The following is an 18,535-nucleotide window of genomic DNA, read 5'->3' on the forward strand; positions in this document are numbered from 1 at the left end:
AACGTAGAGAAAGGGTGGGGCTGTTGGTAACTAAAAAAATACTTGTCTGTGTAACTGGTGGGATTGCCGTCTATAAGGCGGTAGCTCTTGTAAGCAAACTAACGCAAGCAGGGGCAGAAGTGAAAGTGATGATGACTGATTCGGCAAAGGAATTCGTGACACCGCTTTCTTTTCAGGTTCTATCAAGGAATGATGTTTTTTATGACACCTTTGATGAAAAGGACTCAAGTGTCATAGCGCATATCGATCTCGCTGATTGGGCGGATCTTGTCATCGTTGCACCTGCAACTGCAAATATAATCGGAAAGCTTGCGAACGGCATTGCGGATAACATGGTCACGACAACCCTTCTCGCGACGACTGCGGAAGTTTGGATTGCACCGGCAATGAATGTACATATGTATGAAAACAAGTCGGTCATCCGAAACATCGGACAGCTCCATGAGGACGGTTACCGTTTCATTGAACCTTCAGAAGGATTTCTGGCATGCGGCTATGTCGGCAAAGGCAGACTCGAGGAGCCTGAAAAAATTGTCCAACTGATCAAGGAGAGATTTTCGCAACCTGAAAATCTGCCTCTTGCAGGGAAAAAGGTCGTTGTTACGGCCGGTCCGACCCGGGAACGGATTGACCCAGTGCGTTACATTTCAAATTTTTCGAGCGGCAAAATGGGATATGCACTAGCGGAAGCTGCTGCATCGTTAGGGGCCGAAACAATATTAATTTCTGGTCCTGTCGGATTGGCAAAGCCCGGCGGCGTCCAACTCATCAACGTGGAAAGTGCTGCACAAATGCTCGACGCTGTGCTTGCTGAATTCGACGATGCAGATATGGTTATCAAATCGGCGGCAGTTGCGGATTATCGCCCGAAAGAGCAATTTACACAAAAGATGAAGAAACAGGATGGGGATTCATCCATTGAACTCGAACGGACAACCGATATTCTCAAGACGCTCGGAGATAGGAAAACGGGACAAGTCCTTGTAGGATTTGCTGCTGAGACGAATGATGCAGTCGAGTATGGCATGAAAAAGCTGTCCAATAAAAACTTGGACTATATCATCGTTAATGATGTGACAGATCCCGATGGCGGCTTCGGCAGTGATACGAATGTTGTCACGTTATTATCAAGAAAGGGGAAGGCATATCCTTTCGATGCAATGCATAAAAAGGAACTGGCGCAAGTACTTCTGAGGACGGTACTGGAATTGGAGAGTGACGTTACAAATGATAGCTGAAGTCATCGTCGATGTATCGGCGTATCCGATCGATCGTCCCTTTGACTACGCTGTGCCTGGACACCTTGAAACGGTGATAGAATGCGGGTCGCGCGTTAAAGTCCCTTTTGGACCAAGGAAAGTGATTGGCTATGTCACAGGCCTCAAGTCAGAGAGTGATCTCGAAGAGCATAAGTTAAAGAAGATTGAGGAACTGATCGACTTGGATCCTGTTCTTTCTCAGGAGCTGATGGGCTTGGCCAAAAAAGTGGCGAGAGAAACGCTATCTTATGAAATCGACGCGCTGCAAGTGATGTTGCCTGCAGCGATGCGTGCCAAATACGAGAAATTCATCAGCATCGAAAGACCGGATGAAATTGATGATGCGAGGGTTTTATCATTACTGAATGGACGTAAGCGCATTCCTTTGAAGCAGATTACTGATTCCGTCTTATTGAAGTTGGTCAAAGAGTATTCGGAAAAAGGGATTGTTTCCGTCGATACGGCGATTAGCCAGCAGACGGGAGTGAAAAAAGTACGAGTGATCCATATCGGGGATTCAGACACATTATCCGAATTGCTGCTCACCATTCATCCGAATGCGAAGAAACAAGCAGAACTGATAGGATGGATGTTGGATCATGCAGGGGAGTCGGTAGAGGCAGCGAAACTGATGAAGGAGTCAGGCATCCAAAACCCGGTACTCAAAGCAGTCATTGAAAAAGGCGGTGCAACAGAAGCATATGTTGAAATGTATCGTGAGCCGGATGCCCCGAAACTTCAGGATACAGCTAAACCCCTTCAGTTGACCGAGGAACAGGAAACCGCACTCGAGAAAGTGAAAGCGGCTTCTGATTCAGGTATTGCTGAAACATTCCTGTTGCATGGCATAACGGGAAGCGGGAAAACCGAAGTCTATTTGCAAGCGATCAAACACGTACTTGACGAGGGGAAAGAAGCGATCGTCCTCGTTCCTGAAATTTCATTGACGCCGCAAATGACTGCCCGATTCCAAGAACGGTTTGGCGGACTAGTTGCAGTCATGCACAGCGGGTTGTCAGCAGGTGAAAAATATGATGAGTGGCGAAAAATCCACCGACGGGAAGTGAAGGTAGTCGTCGGTGCAAGGTCTGCGATTTTCGCTCCATTTGAAAATATAGGAATCATTATCCTGGATGAAGAGCACGAATCGACTTATAAACAGGAAGATACGCCTCGGTACCATGCGAGGGACGTTGCTATCTGGCGTTCAGAGTATTACGGTTGCCCCGTCATCCTTGGCAGCGCGACACCTTCACTTGAATCGTATGCGCGAGCATCAAAAGGAGTCTATACTCTTTTGGAGCTATCCAAGAGGGCAAAGAATCAACCGTTGCCAACTGTCACGGTCGTCGACATGAGAGAGGAATTAAAGGAAGGAAACCGATCGATGTTTTCCGTGCAATTGGCGGAGGCCATCCGACTTCGCTTGGAGAAGAATGAGCAAACGGTCCTTTTTCTCAATAAAAGAGGATTCTCTTCATTCGTATTGTGCAGGGATTGCGGGACGGTCGTCCAATGTCCGAACTGCGACATTTCATTGACCTATCATCGTGCAAATGAAAGCTTGAAATGCCATTATTGCGGCCATGAGGAACCTGTTCCGCTCGTTTGTCCGGAATGTGAAAGTGAGCATATCCGGTTTTTTGGAACAGGCACGCAAAAGGCCGAAGAAGAAATTTCGAAGCTCTTCCCCGAAGCGCGAGTGTTACGGATGGATGTAGACACAACGCGGCAAAAAGGGGCACACGAACGCATACTTCGCCAATTCAGCGAAGGGAAGGCGGATATCCTGCTAGGCACTCAGATGATTGCAAAAGGACTCGACTTCCCGAATATCACCTTAGTCGGAGTGCTTGCTGCGGATACAACATTGCATTTGGCGGATTTCCGGGCCGCGGAAAAAACATTCCAATTGATGACGCAGGTCAGCGGACGTGCAGGTAGGCATGAATTGGCCGGTGAAGTCTTCATTCAGACATATTCACCGGAACATTATGCAATCGAGCTTGCAAAGACCCAGCATTATGAGCCGTTTTACAATCTGGAAATGTCGGCGCGCAAACAATACGGGTATCCCCCTTTCTTTTTTATAACCCTTGTACAGTTTTCACATGAGGATCTATTGAAAGTTGCAGATTTTGCAGATAAGGGGACTCGTTATTTGAAAAGTTCGTTGTCGCCAGAAACTGTCATCATCGGACCTGCGGCAGCTGCGATTAGTCGTGTGAACAATAGATATCGGTACCAATGTTTGATAAAATACAAAAAAGAGCCGAAGTTGATTGGAACGCTTCAGCAATTGATCAGAATGTACCGGACGAACTGGATGAAGGAAGGTCTGCTCATGTCAGTAGATGTGGATCCGACTTCAATTTTTTAATCAGTACGAACGAGTTGGAAAAGAGGAATTAAATTGGCAATACTTGAAATCGTAAAAAGTCCTTCAACAATGCTGACACAGCGTTGTAAGGAAGTTGAAAAATTTGACGAGGAATTGGCTAAGCTGCTCGATGACATGTACGACACAATGATTGACGCGGATGGTGTAGGGCTTGCGGCTCCTCAAGTAGGAGAGTTGGTCCGAGTTGCCATCGTCGATATGGGTGAAGGGGAAGAAGTGATTGAAATGATCAATCCTGTCGTCACTGCAATCGGAGGATCTGTCGTAGAAGTTGAGGGCTGCTTAAGCTTCCCGGGACTGTACGGTGAAGTGGAACGACCGTTTTTCGTTCGTATAGAAGCACAGGAACGGGATGGTTCTCTGTACGAACTGGAAGCGGAAGATTACGAAGCACGGGCGATCCTGCATGAAATTGATCATTTGGATGGCGTGTTGTTCGATTCGAAAATTACAAGGATCGTTGACCCGGAGGAATTTGAAGAGGTAGATGGGGAGGGGGAAATAGAATGACAAAAATCGTATTCATGGGAACTCCCGACTTCTCAGTTCCTGTCTTGACAATGCTGCACGAGGAAGGGTACGACATCATTGCAGTTGTCACCCAGCCTGATCGACCCGTTGGAAGAAAGAGGATATTGACACCTCCACCAGTAAAGGAAGAGGCCGTTCGACTTGGCTTGCCTGTCTTGCAGCCGGAAAAGCTGAGAACTTCCGAAGAGCTTGCGGAACTTATCCAGATGAAGCCGGATTTGATTGTCACTGCTGCATATGGACAAATCCTGCCGAAAAACCTGCTTGATGCCCCGCGACTCGGTTGCATTAATGTCCATGCTTCATTGCTGCCGAAATACCGGGGAGGCGCGCCGATCCACCAAGCAGTAATCGACGGTGAGGACGAAACAGGAGTAACAATCATGTATATGGTTGAGAAGCTCGATGCGGGAGATATTATCTCACAGGTAACTGTCCCTATTACTGATGAAGATAATACCGGCAGCCTCTTCGATAAATTATCCGTCGCCGGTACAAAATTATTGAAAGATACATTGCCTTCCATTATTGATGGATCGAATGAACGGATTCCCCAAGATGAAAAATACGTTTCATTTGCAGGCAATATAACTCGTGAACAGGAAAGAATCAACTGGGCCAAAGGCGGCACAGCCATTTTCAACCAAATCCGCGGGCTCTATCCGTGGCCGGGTGCCTATTCCGTATTTCAAAAAGAGAACGTAAAAATATGGATGGCGGACAAATCCGACATTGACAGTGAGGCTGATCCTGGAACGATATTAAAATTGATGAAGGACAGGCTAATCGTCAAAACTGGCGACAATACATCTATCGCCATAACGGAATTGCAGCCAGCCGGTAAGAAGCGGTTGTCGGCGGAAGAATTCCTTAATGGTATTGGAGCCAAATGGAGTGAAGGGGATAAATTCGAATGACGAATGCCAAAAAGAAGATTTGGAACGGAAATGTCCGCGATGCGGCATTATCAATATTGATGGAAATAAATCAGAATCAGGCTTACAGCAATCTTCTTCTCAACCGGACGATCAAGAAATATGATATCGATCCGAAAGACAGGGGTTTATTGACCGAACTGACGTATGGCACTTTGCAGCATAGATTGACATTGGATTACTATTTGGAGCCTTTTGTCAAAGGGAAATTAGATCCGTGGGTAAGGGAATTACTGCGATTGTCAATTTATCAAATAGTATACTTAACCAAAATTCCTCCGCATGCTGTCGTCCATGAAGCGGTGGAAATCGCCAAAAGAAGAGGGCATAAAGGCATCTCTGCAACCGTGAACGGCATTTTACGTTCCGTATTACGAAAAGGTGTCCGCTCGATCGAGGAAATCCCCGACGATATCGAAAGGATGTCGGTTGAAACAAGCCATCCTGCATGGTTGATTGAGCGCTGGGTTAAGCAGTTTGGCAAAGAAGAAGCGTTAGCGATGGCTCATGAAAACAATCATCCAGCCCGGATGACGGCGAGGGTCAATTCATTGAAAGCGACAGTCGAAGAAGCAATCTCGGCGCTCGCTAAGGAAGGGATTGAAGCATCCAGGGGAGAAGTGATCCCCGGGAGCATCCAAGTATCCAGCGGGAGCTTGGCGAATACGGAAGCATACGCGGAAGGATTATTGACAATCCAAGATGAAAGCTCCATGTTGCCGGTTCTTGCACTTGACGTGAAGCCTGATATGAAAGTGTTGGATATGTGTGCAGCTCCAGGCGGAAAGACGACGTTCATAGCAGAAAAGATGAACGGTACAGGTGAAATTTATGCACATGATTTGCATGACCATAAACTTTCGTTGATCGAGTCGAACGCTAACCGTCTCGGTATACAATCCATCATCACGAAAAGCGGGGATAGCCGTGAGCTGGAGTCCGTATACGGACCTGCATCATTTGACCGCATCCTAGTTGATGCGCCTTGCAGCGGACTAGGAGTCATCCGACGCAAGCCGGAAATAAAATACAATAAGACCGAGCAGGATTTGAAAAGTTTGACGGAAATCCAGGAGCAGCTTCTCGCAACTGCCTACCGGTTACTAAAAGATGATGGCATTATCGTCTATAGCACATGCACCATAGAGTACGACGAAAACGAAGGGATGGTCCGACGTTTCCTGGAAACACATCCAGATATGACGTTGTATTCGCTCGATGCGCTTGCCGACATTGACTCATTGGCAATCAAAGACGATCTGCTTCAAGTGATGCCGCAGCACTTTGGGAGTGATGGATTTTTTGTCGCTGCTTTTCACAAAAAATTGAAGTGAGTAATGAAATGTACGGACATCTGGCAGGGGAGTTTGAAATTCGGTGTCTTTGAAAAAAAGGGGGGACGAGTGTTGCAATTTGAAGTGGTGACAGACATCGGGAAGAAGCGGACAGTGAATGAGGACAGCGCAGCGGTTTTTGCGATTCAGGACGGACCGACGCTCGCAGTTGTCGCGGATGGCATGGGAGGCCATCGGGGCGGAGACTATGCAAGTTCGACAGCGGTCAGGATACTTGGCGAACGGTTCATGAAAGTGGATAGCGCTACAACCATGGACGAGGATGATTGGAGAGAGTGGCTTCAGGAAACGGTCATGCAAGTAAACCGCACTCTATATGACGTTGCTGAAGATGATAATGAATACAAGGGGATGGGAACTACATTAGATGCAGTGCTCATCTACGGCGATAAAGGCCTAGTCACTCACATCGGGGATAGCCGGGTGTATACGATAAACCGGAATGAAATCCTGCAAATTACGAAGGATCATTCATTCGTAAATATATTGCTTGATTCCGGGGAGATCACCGAAGAGGAAGCGGCAAAGCATCCCCAAAGGAATTGGATCATGAAGGCTGTAGGATCCGAAAAAACAATCATGCCCGACTTCTATCAAATCAAATTGGACGGTCAGACATACTTGTTGATTTGTACGGATGGCTTAAGCAATAAAGTCGACAATGCACAGATTCAGACAATCGTCACTGCGGATGGAGATTTGCATGACAAGGCGGTTAAATTGGTCGAGTTGGCGAACGAATTGGGCGGAGAGGATAATATTTCCGTCATATTGGCGAGCCCTTCCGCATCGGAGGTGAGCCCACAATGATCGGTGAAAGAATCGGCGGCCGTTACGAAGTGCTCAAAGGAATCGGAGAAGGCGGCATGTCGAAAGTCTATTTGGCTCATGACATCATACTGGACCGCGATGTCGCCATTAAAGTCTTGAACTATGATTTCGCAAATGAGCAGGATCTGAAAAAAAGATTCCAACGGGAGGCCCTATCTGCCACAAGCTTGACCCATCCTCATATCGTCAATATTTTTGACGTAGGTGAAGATGAAGAACTTCATTATCTCGTTATGGAATATATCGAAGGACAAACTTTAAAGAAATATATCCAATCGAACGGACCATTGCAAGTCCGTGAAGCAGTCAGGATCATGAGGCAGCTTGTCTCCGCGATTGCAAATGCCCATCATAACGGGATTGTCCATCGGGATATAAAACCGCAAAATATTTTAATGGACGCTGACGGCAATGTGAAAATAACCGATTTCGGCATTGCCATGGCGTTAAGCGCAACGGCGCATACAAAAACGAATTCTGTTATCGGTACGGTCCATTACTTATCTCCTGAACAGGCGAGAGGCGGCATGGCAACGAAAAAGTCGGATATTTATTCGTTGGGGATTGTCTTCTATGAACTATTGACAGGTGAACTTCCTTTTTCTGCAGAAACAGCAGTTGCGATCGCTTTGAAACACTTGCAGGAAGAGACGCCTTCAGTGCGCCTATCGTTTCCCGGCATTCCGCAAAGCGTCGAAAACGTCATTTTAAAAGCGACAGCGAAGGATGCTACATACAGATACCAGTCGGCGAATGAGATGTATGAGGATTTACTAACCGTTTTATCACCTGAGAGGCAGCATGAAGAGAAATTCATCATCCCCTTCGATGATGACCGGACACGTGCAATTCCGATCATTGCAGATACATCAAAAGCGGACCACTCAGAAAAGACCAAAATCATAAATCCTGTCGTTCCTGACCCTTTGCCGCCACAGCAGAAGAAGAAACGAAAAAAATGGCCGATCATCGTAGTCCTCTCCGCTTTGCTGTTGGCGATTGCAGTCCTCCTGATCTATTTTTGGCCAACCTTATTCGGTCCTAAAACTGCCGTGATACCAGAGGTGGTCGGATTGGAGGAAGCGGATGCGATTTCATTGCTTGAGGAAAATGGCTTTGTTGTTGAAGATAAGGTTGAGGATTATTCGGATGAATATCCCGCCGGACAAGTTTTCAGGACAGATCCGGAGGCGAATAAAAAACGGGAAATCGCATCAGCTGTCACCATATACGTTAGTACCGGCAAGGAAACGACAGAACTGACCAATTATGTCGATAGGGACTATGAAGAAATTGTAGATTTCCTAGATGGTAGAGGATTTAGGAATATTCGACCAGAATGGGTTTACAATGATGCACCAAAAGGGACAATCCTGAAGCAGACGCCTGAAGCTGGCGAAAAGGTAGTTCCGGAAGAAACCGATATCGTGTTTACAGTCAGTTTAGGGAAAGAAATGAAAACACTTGCTGATCTATCGAATTATACCGAGAACGGACTGAAGGAATATGCTGAGAGTTCGGGCTTCAATATCCGAATTGTAAATAGGGTAGAGTCCGAAAGTGTTAAGGAAGGCCTTGTCATTTCTCAAAAACCTTCTGCGAACACTGAACTTGAAAAAGGTTCGACAGTTGACGTAGTCCTTTCAAAAGGCAAAAAGAAGCTGCCGGTTAAATATTTTGTGAACACGGTTACGATTCCATATGAACCATCGAATGTTGAAGACGATGAGGAAGACATAGACCCTGAACCGCAAACGATCAAAATCTATATTCAGGATAGCAAACATTCCATGACGAAACCGGTTGCGGAATTTACGATAACGGAAGATGTGAAAAGAGAGATTACAATCACACTGGAAGAAGGCCAAACCGGCCATTACCAGGTCCGTAGAGATTCGGAAATTATTGCGGAAAAATCGTTCAATTATAATGATACCGAATAAGAGAGAGGGATTGGATGCCGGAAGGTCAAATCAGAAAAGCAATAAGTGGTTTTTATTATGTCAAGGTGAAGGACGGAGATCTGATACAGTGCAAAGGCCGCGGGGTTTTTAAACTCAGGGGTATATCACCCCTTGTCGGCGACTATGTCACGATTGTTCGTGAAGGCGATAATGATGCAACCGTAACGGAGGTTCATGAACGGGAAAATGAGCTGGTCAGACCTCCGATTGCAAACGTCGACCAAGCGTTGCTCGTATTTTCGATTGTGGAACCCGATTTCAGCTTCCATCTATTGGATCGGTTCCTCGCTGTCATCGAATCAGTCGGCATAAGACCCGTTATCTGTCTGACGAAAAAAGATGTCGCGGGGGAAAAGGAGCTGCAACATGCTGAAAATGCAGCTGACTACTACCGCGGTATTGGATACGATGTAATCGTTACTTATATTGGAGATCCAGAGCTATTCCTATTGCTTAAACCATATTTAGAAGGGAAAACAACGGTTCTTGCCGGTCAGTCCGGTGTCGGGAAATCGACATTGCTCAATACGTTGATTCCTGAGCTTTCTTTGAAGACCGGCGAAATTTCAGAGGCGCTTGGTAGGGGCAAGCATACGACCCGCCATGTAGAGCTTTTGGAAGTCGCAGGAGGGCTCGTCGCTGACACACCAGGCTTCAGCTCACTTGATTTTGATCATATCGAGAAAGAAGAATTACGTGATACTTTCGTTGAAATGGAAAACGTAGCCCATCAGTGCAAATTCAGGGGATGCTTGCATTTGAAGGAGCCTGGATGTGCAGTTAAACAGAAAGTGGAGACGGGGGAAATCCTTCAATCCCGCTACTCTAATTATTTGCAATTTCTGCAAGAGATTACTGACCGAAAGCCGAGGTATTAAAGATGATTAAAATCGCACCGTCCATTTTAGCTGCGGACTTTTCAAAGTTGGCAGATGAAGTGAAAGAAGTAGAGAAAGCCGGGGCTGAACTGATTCATATTGATGTAATGGATGGCCATTTTGTTCCGAACATTACGATGGGACCGATTGTTGTGGAAGCGTTGCGTCCTGTTACGGATCTTCCGCTCGATGTCCATCTCATGATTGAGAACCCTGATGCATATATTGAACAGTTCGCGAAAGCGGGAGCGGATTATATCACTGTCCATGTGGAAGCGTGCCGACACTTGCACCGCACAATTCAGCTGATCCGCTCTTTCGGAGTGAAGCCGGGTGTCGTGCTGAACCCGCATACGCCGGTTGAGCATATCATTCATATCCTTGAAGAGATCGACATGGTCTTATTCATGACGGTCAATCCGGGATTCGGTGGACAGAAGTTCATCCATTCCGTACTTCCGAAAGTGAAGCAATTGTCCGATCTGATTAAGGAAAGAGGATTGTCCATTGATATTGAAATTGATGGCGGCATCAATGAGGAAACGATCATCCCTTGCGTTGAGGCGGGCGCCAATATTTTCGTCGCGGGCTCGGCCGTTTATAATGCGGAAGATCGTACGGAAGCATTGCAACGGATTAAATCCGCTGGGGAGAGCGCACGGAATTGATGGAGAGGATCATCATCTGCGCAGGCGGGCCGGTCGGGGAGTTGCCTGACCTGTCCGCATACAAGGCGGAGGGGACGATTTTCATCGGTGTAGACCGTGGGACAATTCATTTACTGGATCAAGGGATTGTTCCCAAAGAGGCGATCGGAGATTTTGATTCTGTGAGTGAAGAGGAGTATTGCAGAATAAAAGAATCTGTGGAACGGGTCTATCCCTTCCAGACGGAAAAAGACGAAACGGACACGGAACTGGCTATAGATCGTGCCATTTCCTATCGTCCGGGAGAAGTGGTTTTGACCGGTGTCACTGGGGGCAGGTTGGATCATTTCGAATCGGCATTGCACTTATTATATCGGATGCAGATCGAACATATAGAAGTTTCCTTCCGCATCCGCAACGCTCATAATGAACTATCATTACTTCGTCCTGGAGTCCATCGGGTGAAAAGGGCTGCCCAGTTCCCTTATATTTCATTTTTCCCCTTTGGCAGTTCTGTAGAAGGTCTGACATTGACCGGTTTCAAGTATGAGACGGTTAACGAAAGGATCGATATGGGCATGACGAAATTCACGAGCAATGAACCAATTTCAGAAGTTTGTACTATCTCATTCCGGCAGGGCATATGCTTAATGGTAAGAAGTTCAGATTCCTGAAAGGAGAAGGGAATTGCGAGTTTATACATTTACGATGCCGAAGTTTCTAAGTAGCTTTGTACGAAAATGCATGGTTGTCTTCCAAAAAGAAGATAAGGTCAAAGCCCAAGCTACTGCAAGCCAGCGAAACAAAAAACGGAAAAAAGAAAAAACGTCAGGCTGAACTTATCGGCCTGGCGTTTTATTTCTTTTTGTCTTATAGTAATCGGAACGCGGATAAAGATATTATACTCTTTGCACTTTACCTGATTTGAGCGCTCTCGCAGATACCCAAACACGTTTCGGTTTACCGTTTACAAGAATACGGACTTTTTGAAGATTAGCTCCCCAAGTACGTCTGTTGGCATTCATTGCGTGTGAACGGGCATTCCCCGTACGTGCTTTGCGGCCAGTAACTACACATTCTTTAGCCATTTTTATGACCTCCTCGCTAATATTGATTAAGCGATTCACTATCTAATTCGCATACCATAATACTTTATCACAGGAAATAAGGGCATGCAACCTTTTTTACTGATGCTTTCAAGTGAAATTCCTTTACAACAGTTACTACGCTTTTATATTGTCCAGCTTCGGATGGCAGAAGGCTGCCTTAATTTCTGCAAAACACCGCAGAAATACGGCAAATCGAACCCTTCGTTGTTCGATTTGCTCGGGTCACTTCGGCCTTGAAGCGATAGGTAAAACCGCCTTTCGGTTCAATTCCTCCAGTGCCTGTCGCAGTTAAACACCATCCTACGCTTTTATATTGTTATGGTGTATAGTACAATGGGGGTAGTTATTATGGATGCAGGAGGGGAAGCTTTCATGTCAATCGAGATGAAAAACGATTACGGTACGATAGATATTACGAACGACGTCATTGCCCAAGTGGTGGGAGAGGCGGCAATCGAATGCTACGGAATTGTCGGCATGGCTTCGCGTCATCAGATCCGGGATGGACTCACGGACATCCTTGGAAAAGAGAACTATGCAAAAGGAGTCATTGTAAGGAATATCGGAGACGAAACACATATCGATATGTATGTCATCATCGGATATGGAACAAAAATCTCCGAGGTCGCATACCAAGTGCAATCCAAAGTGATGTATACATTGAAAAAGACCTTATCGTTAACAGTGGATTCAGTGAATATATTTGTTCAAGGAGTTCGGGTGACGAACTGATAGAAGGAGGAAAACATTTCAATGAATTTTATTGATGGTGTGAAATTTGCCGACATGGTGAGGATGGGTGCCCATCACCTGCATCAAAATGCAGACTATGTCGATTCACTTAACGTCTTTCCCGTACCTGACGGGGACACAGGGACAAATATGAATCTATCCATGACTTCTGGTGCCAAGGAGACGGAATCTAACGTTTCTGTGCATTTGGGCAAGACTGCCCAAGCTTTGTCCAAAGGGCTGTTGATGGGAGCGCGCGGGAACTCCGGGGTCATTCTATCCCAATTGTTCCGGGGGTTTGGCAAGGCTGTTGAAGAGGAAGAGAAGCTAGATAGCAAGAAGTTCGCAAATGCACTGGAATATGGGGTGCAGACGGCATATAAAGCGGTCATGAAGCCTGTCGAGGGTACGATACTTACTGTTGCCAAAGATGCAGCGAACAAAGGTGTTGAAGTGGCGAAATCGACTACGGACATCATTAAAGTGATGGAGTCAATTGTCGAAGAGTCGAAAGCTTCATTGAAACGGACCCCGGATCTACTTCCGGTCTTGAAGGAAGTCGGTGTCGTCGATAGTGGCGGACAAGGCCTTGTTTATGTATATGAAGGCTTTTTGGCATGTCTGAAAGGCGAAGAGCTCCCAGAGAGGGCGAACATGGATCTCATGGAAGATCTGGTAAACGCCGAACACCATCGCGGAGTCCAAGGGTTCATGAACACTGAGGATATCGTATACGGATATTGTACGGAATTCATGGTGAAATTCGAGGATGAAAAAGTGAAGGACCATCCATTCGAGGAAGGCGATTTCCGTCAGGATCTCAGCAAGTTCGGGGATTCATTGCTTGTCATTTCAGACGAGGAAATTGCGAAAGTACATATCCATACTGAAGAGCCGGGAGATGCATTGAATTATGCACAGCAATACGGTTCCCTCATTAACATTAAAATCGAAAACATGCGTCAGCAGCATATAGATATTGTCGGGGAAAGCCATTCTGCCAAAAAGGCGGAGACAGCGTCACATCCTTACGCAATTGTGACGGTTGCAATGGGGACGGGAATTGCCGAATTGCTGAAGAGCATCGGTGCTGCTGCAGTCATTGAAGGCGGACAGACGATGAATCCATCAACCGAGGATATCGTCAAAGCTATCAAGGATGTGGGCGCAGAGCGGGTCATCATTTTGCCTAATAATAAGAACATTATCATGGCGGCAAAACAGGCAGCAGAGGTGATTGGCATCGAAGCGGCTGTCGTCGAAACGAAATCCGTTCCGGAAGGGCTGGCGGCGATTCTCGCATTCAATCCTGAAGCTGAAGTTGCGGATAATGAAAAGAGCATGTCCAAAGCGGCGGCTGGCGTGAAAACTGGTCAAGTCACTTATTCGATCCGGGATACTTCTATAGATGGCATTGATATTAAAAAAGATGATTTTATGGGACTAGCAGGCAGTAAGATTGTTATCTCCAACCCATCTTTAGATGACGTGATGAAGGCATTGCTTGAATCTCTCATTGATGAAGATGATGAAATCGTCACCATTATCTATGGCGAGGATGTAACTGAGCAAGAAGCTGCTGAAATTGCAGAATATGTGGAATCCACATATGATCATACAGAAGTCGAATTGTACAACGGGAAACAACCTCTTTATCCATTTATCCTTTCCGTGGAATGATACGGAAAACGACGGCATGCCTTTTGAAGGCATGCCGATTTTCTATTTTGTCTTTACTTGAAATGTACGGTAAAATGAAGAAAGCGTTTGCTTCTCAATAAGGGGGTAGTTTACATGAAATATAGATCTGTCTTTGAAATTATCGGTCCCGTCATGATCGGGCCTTCATCTTCGCACACCGCCGGAGCTGCTCGAATTGGACGAGTCGCCCGGGATTTATTCGGGCGTCAGCCGGAGTGGGCTAGAATCCATCTCTATGGTTCTTTTGCAGAAACATATAAAGGGCATGGGACGGACGTAGCAATTATCGGAGGTCTGTTGGATTACGATACGTTCGATGAAAGAATAAAAACAGCTTTCGAAGATGCCGCAGCTGTTGGCATGACTTTCGAGTTCATTCCCGAAGAGGAAGAAGCCGATCATCCGAATACAGCGAAAATTGTTATTGGCGACAGTCAAGGGGAAATGGAGCTTGTCGGGATATCAATCGGCGGCGGCACAATGGAAGTCACTGAGTTGAATGGCTTTCCACTTCGTTTATCAGGACACTTCCCGGCGCTTCTTGTTGTACATGATGATCGCTCAGGCGTCATCGCGAATGTATCCAACGCTATTGCTTCGCAAGGCATGAACATCGCCCATATGGAAGTAGGCCGGAAAGAAAAAGGGAAAATGGCACTTATGGTCATTGAAGTCGACCAGATGTTTGATGAAACACTCATAAATGAATTGAAATCATTGCCAAATGTTACGCAAGTTTCAACATTGGCGAACTGAGGAGGGAATCGCAATGGAAGTTCTATTCGGTACTGTTAAAGAATTAGTGGCACTCGCAGAAGCGCAAAATAAACCGATTTCTGAAATTATGATTGAACAGGAAATGCAAATAACAAGACGTTCACGTGAAGAGATTGTCGCTCAAATGGAAAACAATTTATCCGTCATGGAAAGCGCTGTCGAGCAAGGACTGCAAGGCGTAAAATCGACTTCCGGTTTGACAGGCGGCGATGCTGTCCTAATTCAAAACTATATTAAATCCGGGAAATCGCTTTCGGGGGACCTTATTTTGGATGCTGTGAGTAAAGCGGTAGCTACGAACGAAGTAAACGCAGCAATGGGAATGATCTGTGCAACACCTACTGCAGGGGCTGCCGGAATTGTACCAGGAACGCTTTTCGCAGTGAAGGACAAGTTGAACCCGACGAGAGAGCAAATGGTGAATTACTTGTTTACATCGGGTGCTTTCGGCTTTGTCGTGGCAAATAACGCATCCATTTCTGGAGCGGCAGGAGGATGCCAGGCGGAGACTGGTTCGGCTGCTTCAATGGCTGCGGCTGCGATTGTTGAAATGGCTGGAGGGACGCCTCAGCAAAGCGCTGAAGCTTTTTCAATCGTTATGAAAAACATGCTGGGACTTGTGTGTGATCCGGTGGCAGGTCTAGTGGAAGTGCCATGTGTGAAGCGTAATGCGATGGGTGCTGCGAAGGCCCTTGTCGGAGCAGATATGGCACTGGCAGGAGTCGTCAGCAGAATTCCGACGGATGAAGTGATTGAAGCAATGCATAGAATCGGACAGTCAATGCCTTCTGCTCTTAGGGAAACCGCAAAAGGGGGCTTAGCTGCCACTCCTACTGGAAAGGCGCTCGAAGCCGAGATTTTCGGAAAGGACAAAACGTCTCGTGACACCGTCAATTCTTGACCCTGTCTCAACACTGAAAGGCGTCGGCAAGGCATCTGCCGAACAACTTCAAAAACTGGGCATAGGAACGATTGAAGAGTTGATCAATACATTTCCGTATCGCCACGAAGACTTCAGATTGAAAAACTTAGCTGAAACGCCGCATAATGAGCGGGTTACGATTGAAGGAAGGGTCGAAAGTGAGCCTTCCGTTCTTTTTTTAGGAAGAAACAAATCGCGGCTCCAAATACGGCTGCTGGCCGGAAACCATCTCGTTAAAGCGGTTTTCTTCAATCAGCATTACTTAATAGACCGAATTTCAATCGGAATGATCGTCACTGTGACCGGAAAATGGGATCGTGGCAGGCAAGTGATCAATGTAAGCAATTTCAGTGAGGGTCCGAAAACGGATCACGCTGATTTCGAACCTGTCTATAGTTTGAAAAACGTCATGCATCAAAAGACGTTCCGCAAATATATGAGACAGGCGCTGGATCTGTGCAGCGGTGAGATTGCCGAAGTGCTCCCGTCTTCATTGAGGGAAGCTTATCTGTTGCCGTCGGTCGGAGAAGCGCTTGAAATGGTACATTTTCCAAAATCGCCGAATGATGTGAAGCAGGCGCGTAGACGCTTTGTCTATGAGGAGCTCTTGAAGTTCCAATTGAAAATGATCGGTATGAAAAAAATCCGTAAAGAAACCGAAAAAGGAACTCCGATTCATTATGATCTTGATCGTATTAAGGAGTTCATTGCCTCATTGCCTTTCGAGCTGACGAATGCACAAAAAAAGGTTGTCAATGAGCTATGCGCAGAATTGAAAAGTCCGACGCGGATGAACCGTCTTCTGCAAGGAGATGTAGGATCCGGGAAAACAGTCGTAGCAGCCATTGCTCTATTTGCAGCAATTACCGCAGGGTTTCAAGGGGCGCTGATGGCGCCGACTGAAATTCTTGCGGAGCAGCATGCCGATTCCCTATCATCGTGGCTGGAGCCGTTTGGAGTGAATGTCGCCTTTCTCTCTGGATCCACGAAAGGGAAGGCGAGAAGGATCATCATTGAGAAATTGCAAAGCGGGGAAATTGATCTGCTCATCGGCACGCATGCGTTGATCCAGCCGGACGTCGGTTTTGCAAAATTGGGACTCGTTATAACGGATGAACAGCATCGTTTCGGTGTGGAACAACGGCGTATATTAAGAGAGAAAGGTCTGAATCCCGATGTCCTTTTCATGACGGCGACTCCGATTCCGCGTACATTGGCCATCACTGCCTTCGGGGAAATGGATGTTTCCATCTTAGACGAAATGCCGGCAGGACGGAAAAAAATTGAAACATACTGGTTGAAAGAGGACTCTTTATTGCCGGTTTTACGGAAGATGGAGAAGGAGCTGCAGGCGGGAAGACAGTCGTATGTCATATGTCCGCTCATCGAAGAATCGGACAAGCTCGATGTGCAAAATGCAGTCGATGTTCACGCACAGCTCACGCACCATTTTGCTGGGCGGTACACAGTCGGCCTCATGCACGGTAGACTTCATTCCGATGAGAAAGATGCCATCATGAGGGACTTCAGTGAGGGGAAAATCGATTGCCTTGTTTCGACAACCGTCGTTGAAGTCGGTGTGAACGTTCCGAATGCGACCTTCATGCTCATTTATGACGCCACCCGTTTCGGACTCGCCCAACTTCACCAATTAAGGGGGAGGGTCGGCAGGGGGGCGGACCAATCGTATTGCGTACTTCTTGCCGATCCGAAGAACGAGGAAGGCAAGGAACGAATGCAGTCGATGACAGAGACGAACGATGGATTCTTATTAGCCGAAAAAGATCTTGAGCTTAGAGGCGCGGGCGACTTCTTCGGAAAGAAGCAAAGCGGAATGCCTGAATTCAAGATGGCTGATCTTGTGCATGACTACCGGGCACTGGAAACAGCGCGTCAAGATGCCGAGAAGATGCTGGCATCGGATGATTTCTGGTCCTCACTGGAGTATAAATTCCTAAGAGAAGACTTGGAGCAATCAGGCGCGCTATCGCATGAACGGATAGACTGAAATTCTAACTTACATGGGCATTTGCTTTCCGCTCCTGGCGGACGCTTCCTTACCTGTAGTCAAGTGTTTTACTGATTTCTTTGGGGCTTGGAATGAATTAGAGATGCTAGTCATGTCAACAGGCTGTTGCTTTCCGTTCCAGCGCACGCTTTCCGCGGGCATGGCTTGAGCCAATCGAACCACGAAGAGTTCGATTTGCCGTATTTCTGCGTACTTTGCAGAAATTAAGGCATCCTAATCCTGCTCCATTAGGGTCGCAAAAAAACACTGCTCGCAGCGCTGCGCTTGTGCTCGCAAACGCCGTTCTTCGTAACGGCGTTCGCAGGAGTCGGCGCCTGCACTACAAGCTACAGGTGCCACTATATTAGAATAGTGGGTATGACAAGTGGAGTTCTAATGAATCTTTAGCCGATCCTTGGTTAATAGCGACTGCTAAAACACTTGATTACACAGTTGTTTCTTTTGAAAGCATAATAAACTATAAC

The 18,535-nt window shown here is 46.6% G+C and carries 17 protein-coding genes; 16 read left to right on the top strand and 1 reads right to left on the bottom strand.

Translation table 11 applies throughout. The features are described from left to right. Positions 1 to 20 precede the first annotated feature (20 nt). The 11 genes from coaBC (at position 21) to spoVM (ending at position 11,638) form a co-directional block, all read left to right on the top strand. A complete protein-coding gene (coaBC, locus tag M3193_RS01385; protein WP_251627155.1) occupies positions 21 to 1,238 on the top strand; it encodes a bifunctional phosphopantothenoylcysteine decarboxylase/phosphopantothenate--cysteine ligase CoaBC in 1,218 nt (405 codons plus the stop codon). Then, positions 1,228 to 3,639 carry a primosomal protein N' gene (gene priA / locus M3193_RS01390; protein WP_251623921.1) on the top strand — a complete coding sequence of 804 codons (2,412 nt, stop codon included), beginning with the start codon at positions 1,228 to 1,230 and terminating at the stop codon, positions 3,637 to 3,639. The genes coaBC and priA overlap by 11 nt, the downstream gene beginning before the upstream one ends. A 33-nt stretch (positions 3,640 to 3,672) precedes the next feature. Beyond that, complete coding sequence (gene def / locus M3193_RS01395; protein ID WP_251623922.1) at positions 3,673 to 4,170, top strand: peptide deformylase; 498 nt, start codon at positions 3,673 to 3,675, stop codon at positions 4,168 to 4,170. Beyond that, positions 4,167 to 5,108, top strand: coding sequence for a methionyl-tRNA formyltransferase (fmt, locus tag M3193_RS01400; protein ID WP_251623923.1), 942 nt, complete (start codon positions 4,167 to 4,169; stop codon positions 5,106 to 5,108). The genes def and fmt overlap by 4 nt, the downstream gene beginning before the upstream one ends. After that, positions 5,105 to 6,460: a 16S rRNA (cytosine(967)-C(5))-methyltransferase RsmB gene (rsmB, locus tag M3193_RS01405; RefSeq protein ID WP_251623924.1), complete on the top strand. Its 1,356-nt coding sequence runs from the start codon at positions 5,105 to 5,107 to the stop codon at positions 6,458 to 6,460. Before fmt ends, rsmB begins: the two co-directional genes overlap by 4 nt. 72 nt (positions 6,461 to 6,532) lie before the next feature. Beyond that, the gene (locus M3193_RS01410) at positions 6,533 to 7,291 is read left to right on the top strand and encodes a Stp1/IreP family PP2C-type Ser/Thr phosphatase (protein WP_251623925.1); all 759 of its coding nucleotides are present in this window, start codon (positions 6,533 to 6,535) and stop codon (positions 7,289 to 7,291) included. Continuing rightward, positions 7,288 to 9,255 (top strand): Stk1 family PASTA domain-containing Ser/Thr kinase, encoded by a 1,968-nt coding sequence (gene pknB, locus M3193_RS01415; RefSeq protein ID WP_251623927.1) that lies wholly within the window; start codon positions 7,288 to 7,290, stop codon positions 9,253 to 9,255. Before M3193_RS01410 ends, pknB begins: the two co-directional genes overlap by 4 nt. Before the next feature lie 14 nt (positions 9,256 to 9,269). Next, entirely contained in the window at positions 9,270 to 10,154 is an 885-nt protein-coding gene (rsgA, locus tag M3193_RS01420) for a ribosome small subunit-dependent GTPase A (protein WP_251623929.1), read from the top strand. Between the two features lie 2 nt (positions 10,155 to 10,156). Then, positions 10,157 to 10,822: a ribulose-phosphate 3-epimerase gene (rpe, locus tag M3193_RS01425; RefSeq protein WP_251623930.1), complete on the top strand. Its 666-nt coding sequence runs from the start codon at positions 10,157 to 10,159 to the stop codon at positions 10,820 to 10,822. Beyond that, positions 10,822 to 11,475: a thiamine diphosphokinase gene (locus M3193_RS01430; RefSeq protein WP_251627157.1), complete on the top strand. Its 654-nt coding sequence runs from the start codon at positions 10,822 to 10,824 to the stop codon at positions 11,473 to 11,475. Before rpe ends, M3193_RS01430 begins: the two co-directional genes overlap by 1 nt. Positions 11,476 to 11,488: 13 nt before the next feature. Beyond that, a complete protein-coding gene (gene spoVM, locus M3193_RS01435; protein ID WP_285851784.1) occupies positions 11,489 to 11,638 on the top strand; it encodes a stage V sporulation protein SpoVM in 150 nt (49 codons plus the stop codon). Between the two features lie 62 nt (positions 11,639 to 11,700). Here the strand turns inward: spoVM and rpmB are convergent, their stop codons facing one another. After that, complete coding sequence (rpmB, locus tag M3193_RS01440) at positions 11,701 to 11,889, bottom strand: 50S ribosomal protein L28 (RefSeq protein ID WP_251623931.1); 189 nt, start codon at positions 11,887 to 11,889, stop codon at positions 11,701 to 11,703. Between the two features lie 393 nt (positions 11,890 to 12,282). Here rpmB and M3193_RS01445 point away from each other — a divergent pair, with 393 nt between their 5' ends. From M3193_RS01445 to recG, 5 genes are all read left to right on the top strand, one after another. Then, positions 12,283 to 12,642: an Asp23/Gls24 family envelope stress response protein gene (locus M3193_RS01445; protein WP_251627161.1), complete on the top strand. Its 360-nt coding sequence runs from the start codon at positions 12,283 to 12,285 to the stop codon at positions 12,640 to 12,642. Between the two features lie 21 nt (positions 12,643 to 12,663). After that, positions 12,664 to 14,322, top strand: a complete 1,659-nt coding sequence (locus M3193_RS01450) for a DAK2 domain-containing protein (RefSeq protein ID WP_251623932.1) — start codon at positions 12,664 to 12,666, stop codon at positions 14,320 to 14,322. 114 nt (positions 14,323 to 14,436) lie between these two features. Further along, positions 14,437 to 15,099 (top strand): L-serine ammonia-lyase, iron-sulfur-dependent subunit beta, encoded by a 663-nt coding sequence (gene sdaAB, locus M3193_RS01455; RefSeq protein ID WP_251623933.1) that lies wholly within the window; start codon positions 14,437 to 14,439, stop codon positions 15,097 to 15,099. A 13-nt stretch (positions 15,100 to 15,112) separates the two neighbouring features. Beyond that, positions 15,113 to 16,021, top strand: a complete 909-nt coding sequence (gene sdaAA / locus M3193_RS01460; protein WP_251623934.1) for an L-serine ammonia-lyase, iron-sulfur-dependent, subunit alpha — start codon at positions 15,113 to 15,115, stop codon at positions 16,019 to 16,021. After that, a complete protein-coding gene (recG, locus tag M3193_RS01465) occupies positions 16,002 to 18,050 on the top strand; it encodes an ATP-dependent DNA helicase RecG (RefSeq protein WP_251623935.1) in 2,049 nt (682 codons plus the stop codon). The genes sdaAA and recG overlap by 20 nt, the downstream gene beginning before the upstream one ends. Positions 18,051 to 18,535: the final 485 nt, after the last annotated feature.

The sequence above is a fragment of the Sporosarcina luteola genome, from assembly GCF_023715585.1.
In the GTDB taxonomy this organism is placed as follows: domain Bacteria; phylum Bacillota; class Bacilli; order Bacillales_A; family Planococcaceae; genus Sporosarcina; species Sporosarcina luteola_D.

What these genes read in the sequence shown, in the direction of transcription:
- M3193_RS01450 (WP_251623932.1), top strand. Translation starts at nt 12,664, where the DNA reads ATGAATTTTATTGATGGTGTGAAATTTGCCGACATGGTGAGGATGGGT.
- rpmB (WP_251623931.1), bottom strand. Translation starts at nt 11,889, where the DNA reads ATGGCTAAAGAATGTGTAGTTACTGGCCGCAAAGCACGTACGGGGAAT.
- priA (WP_251623921.1), top strand. Translation starts at nt 1,228, where the DNA reads ATGATAGCTGAAGTCATCGTCGATGTATCGGCGTATCCGATCGATCGT.
- sdaAB (WP_251623933.1), top strand. Translation starts at nt 14,437, where the DNA reads ATGAAATATAGATCTGTCTTTGAAATTATCGGTCCCGTCATGATCGGG.
- rsmB (WP_251623924.1), top strand. Translation starts at nt 5,105, where the DNA reads ATGACGAATGCCAAAAAGAAGATTTGGAACGGAAATGTCCGCGATGCG.
- rpe (WP_251623930.1), top strand. Translation starts at nt 10,157, where the DNA reads ATGATTAAAATCGCACCGTCCATTTTAGCTGCGGACTTTTCAAAGTTG.
- fmt (WP_251623923.1), top strand. Translation starts at nt 4,167, where the DNA reads ATGACAAAAATCGTATTCATGGGAACTCCCGACTTCTCAGTTCCTGTC.
- M3193_RS01445 (WP_251627161.1), top strand. Translation starts at nt 12,283, where the DNA reads ATGTCAATCGAGATGAAAAACGATTACGGTACGATAGATATTACGAAC.
- pknB (WP_251623927.1), top strand. Translation starts at nt 7,288, where the DNA reads ATGATCGGTGAAAGAATCGGCGGCCGTTACGAAGTGCTCAAAGGAATC.
- sdaAA (WP_251623934.1), top strand. Translation starts at nt 15,113, where the DNA reads ATGGAAGTTCTATTCGGTACTGTTAAAGAATTAGTGGCACTCGCAGAA.
- M3193_RS01430 (WP_251627157.1), top strand. Translation starts at nt 10,822, where the DNA reads ATGGAGAGGATCATCATCTGCGCAGGCGGGCCGGTCGGGGAGTTGCCT.
- rsgA (WP_251623929.1), top strand. Translation starts at nt 9,270, where the DNA reads ATGCCGGAAGGTCAAATCAGAAAAGCAATAAGTGGTTTTTATTATGTC.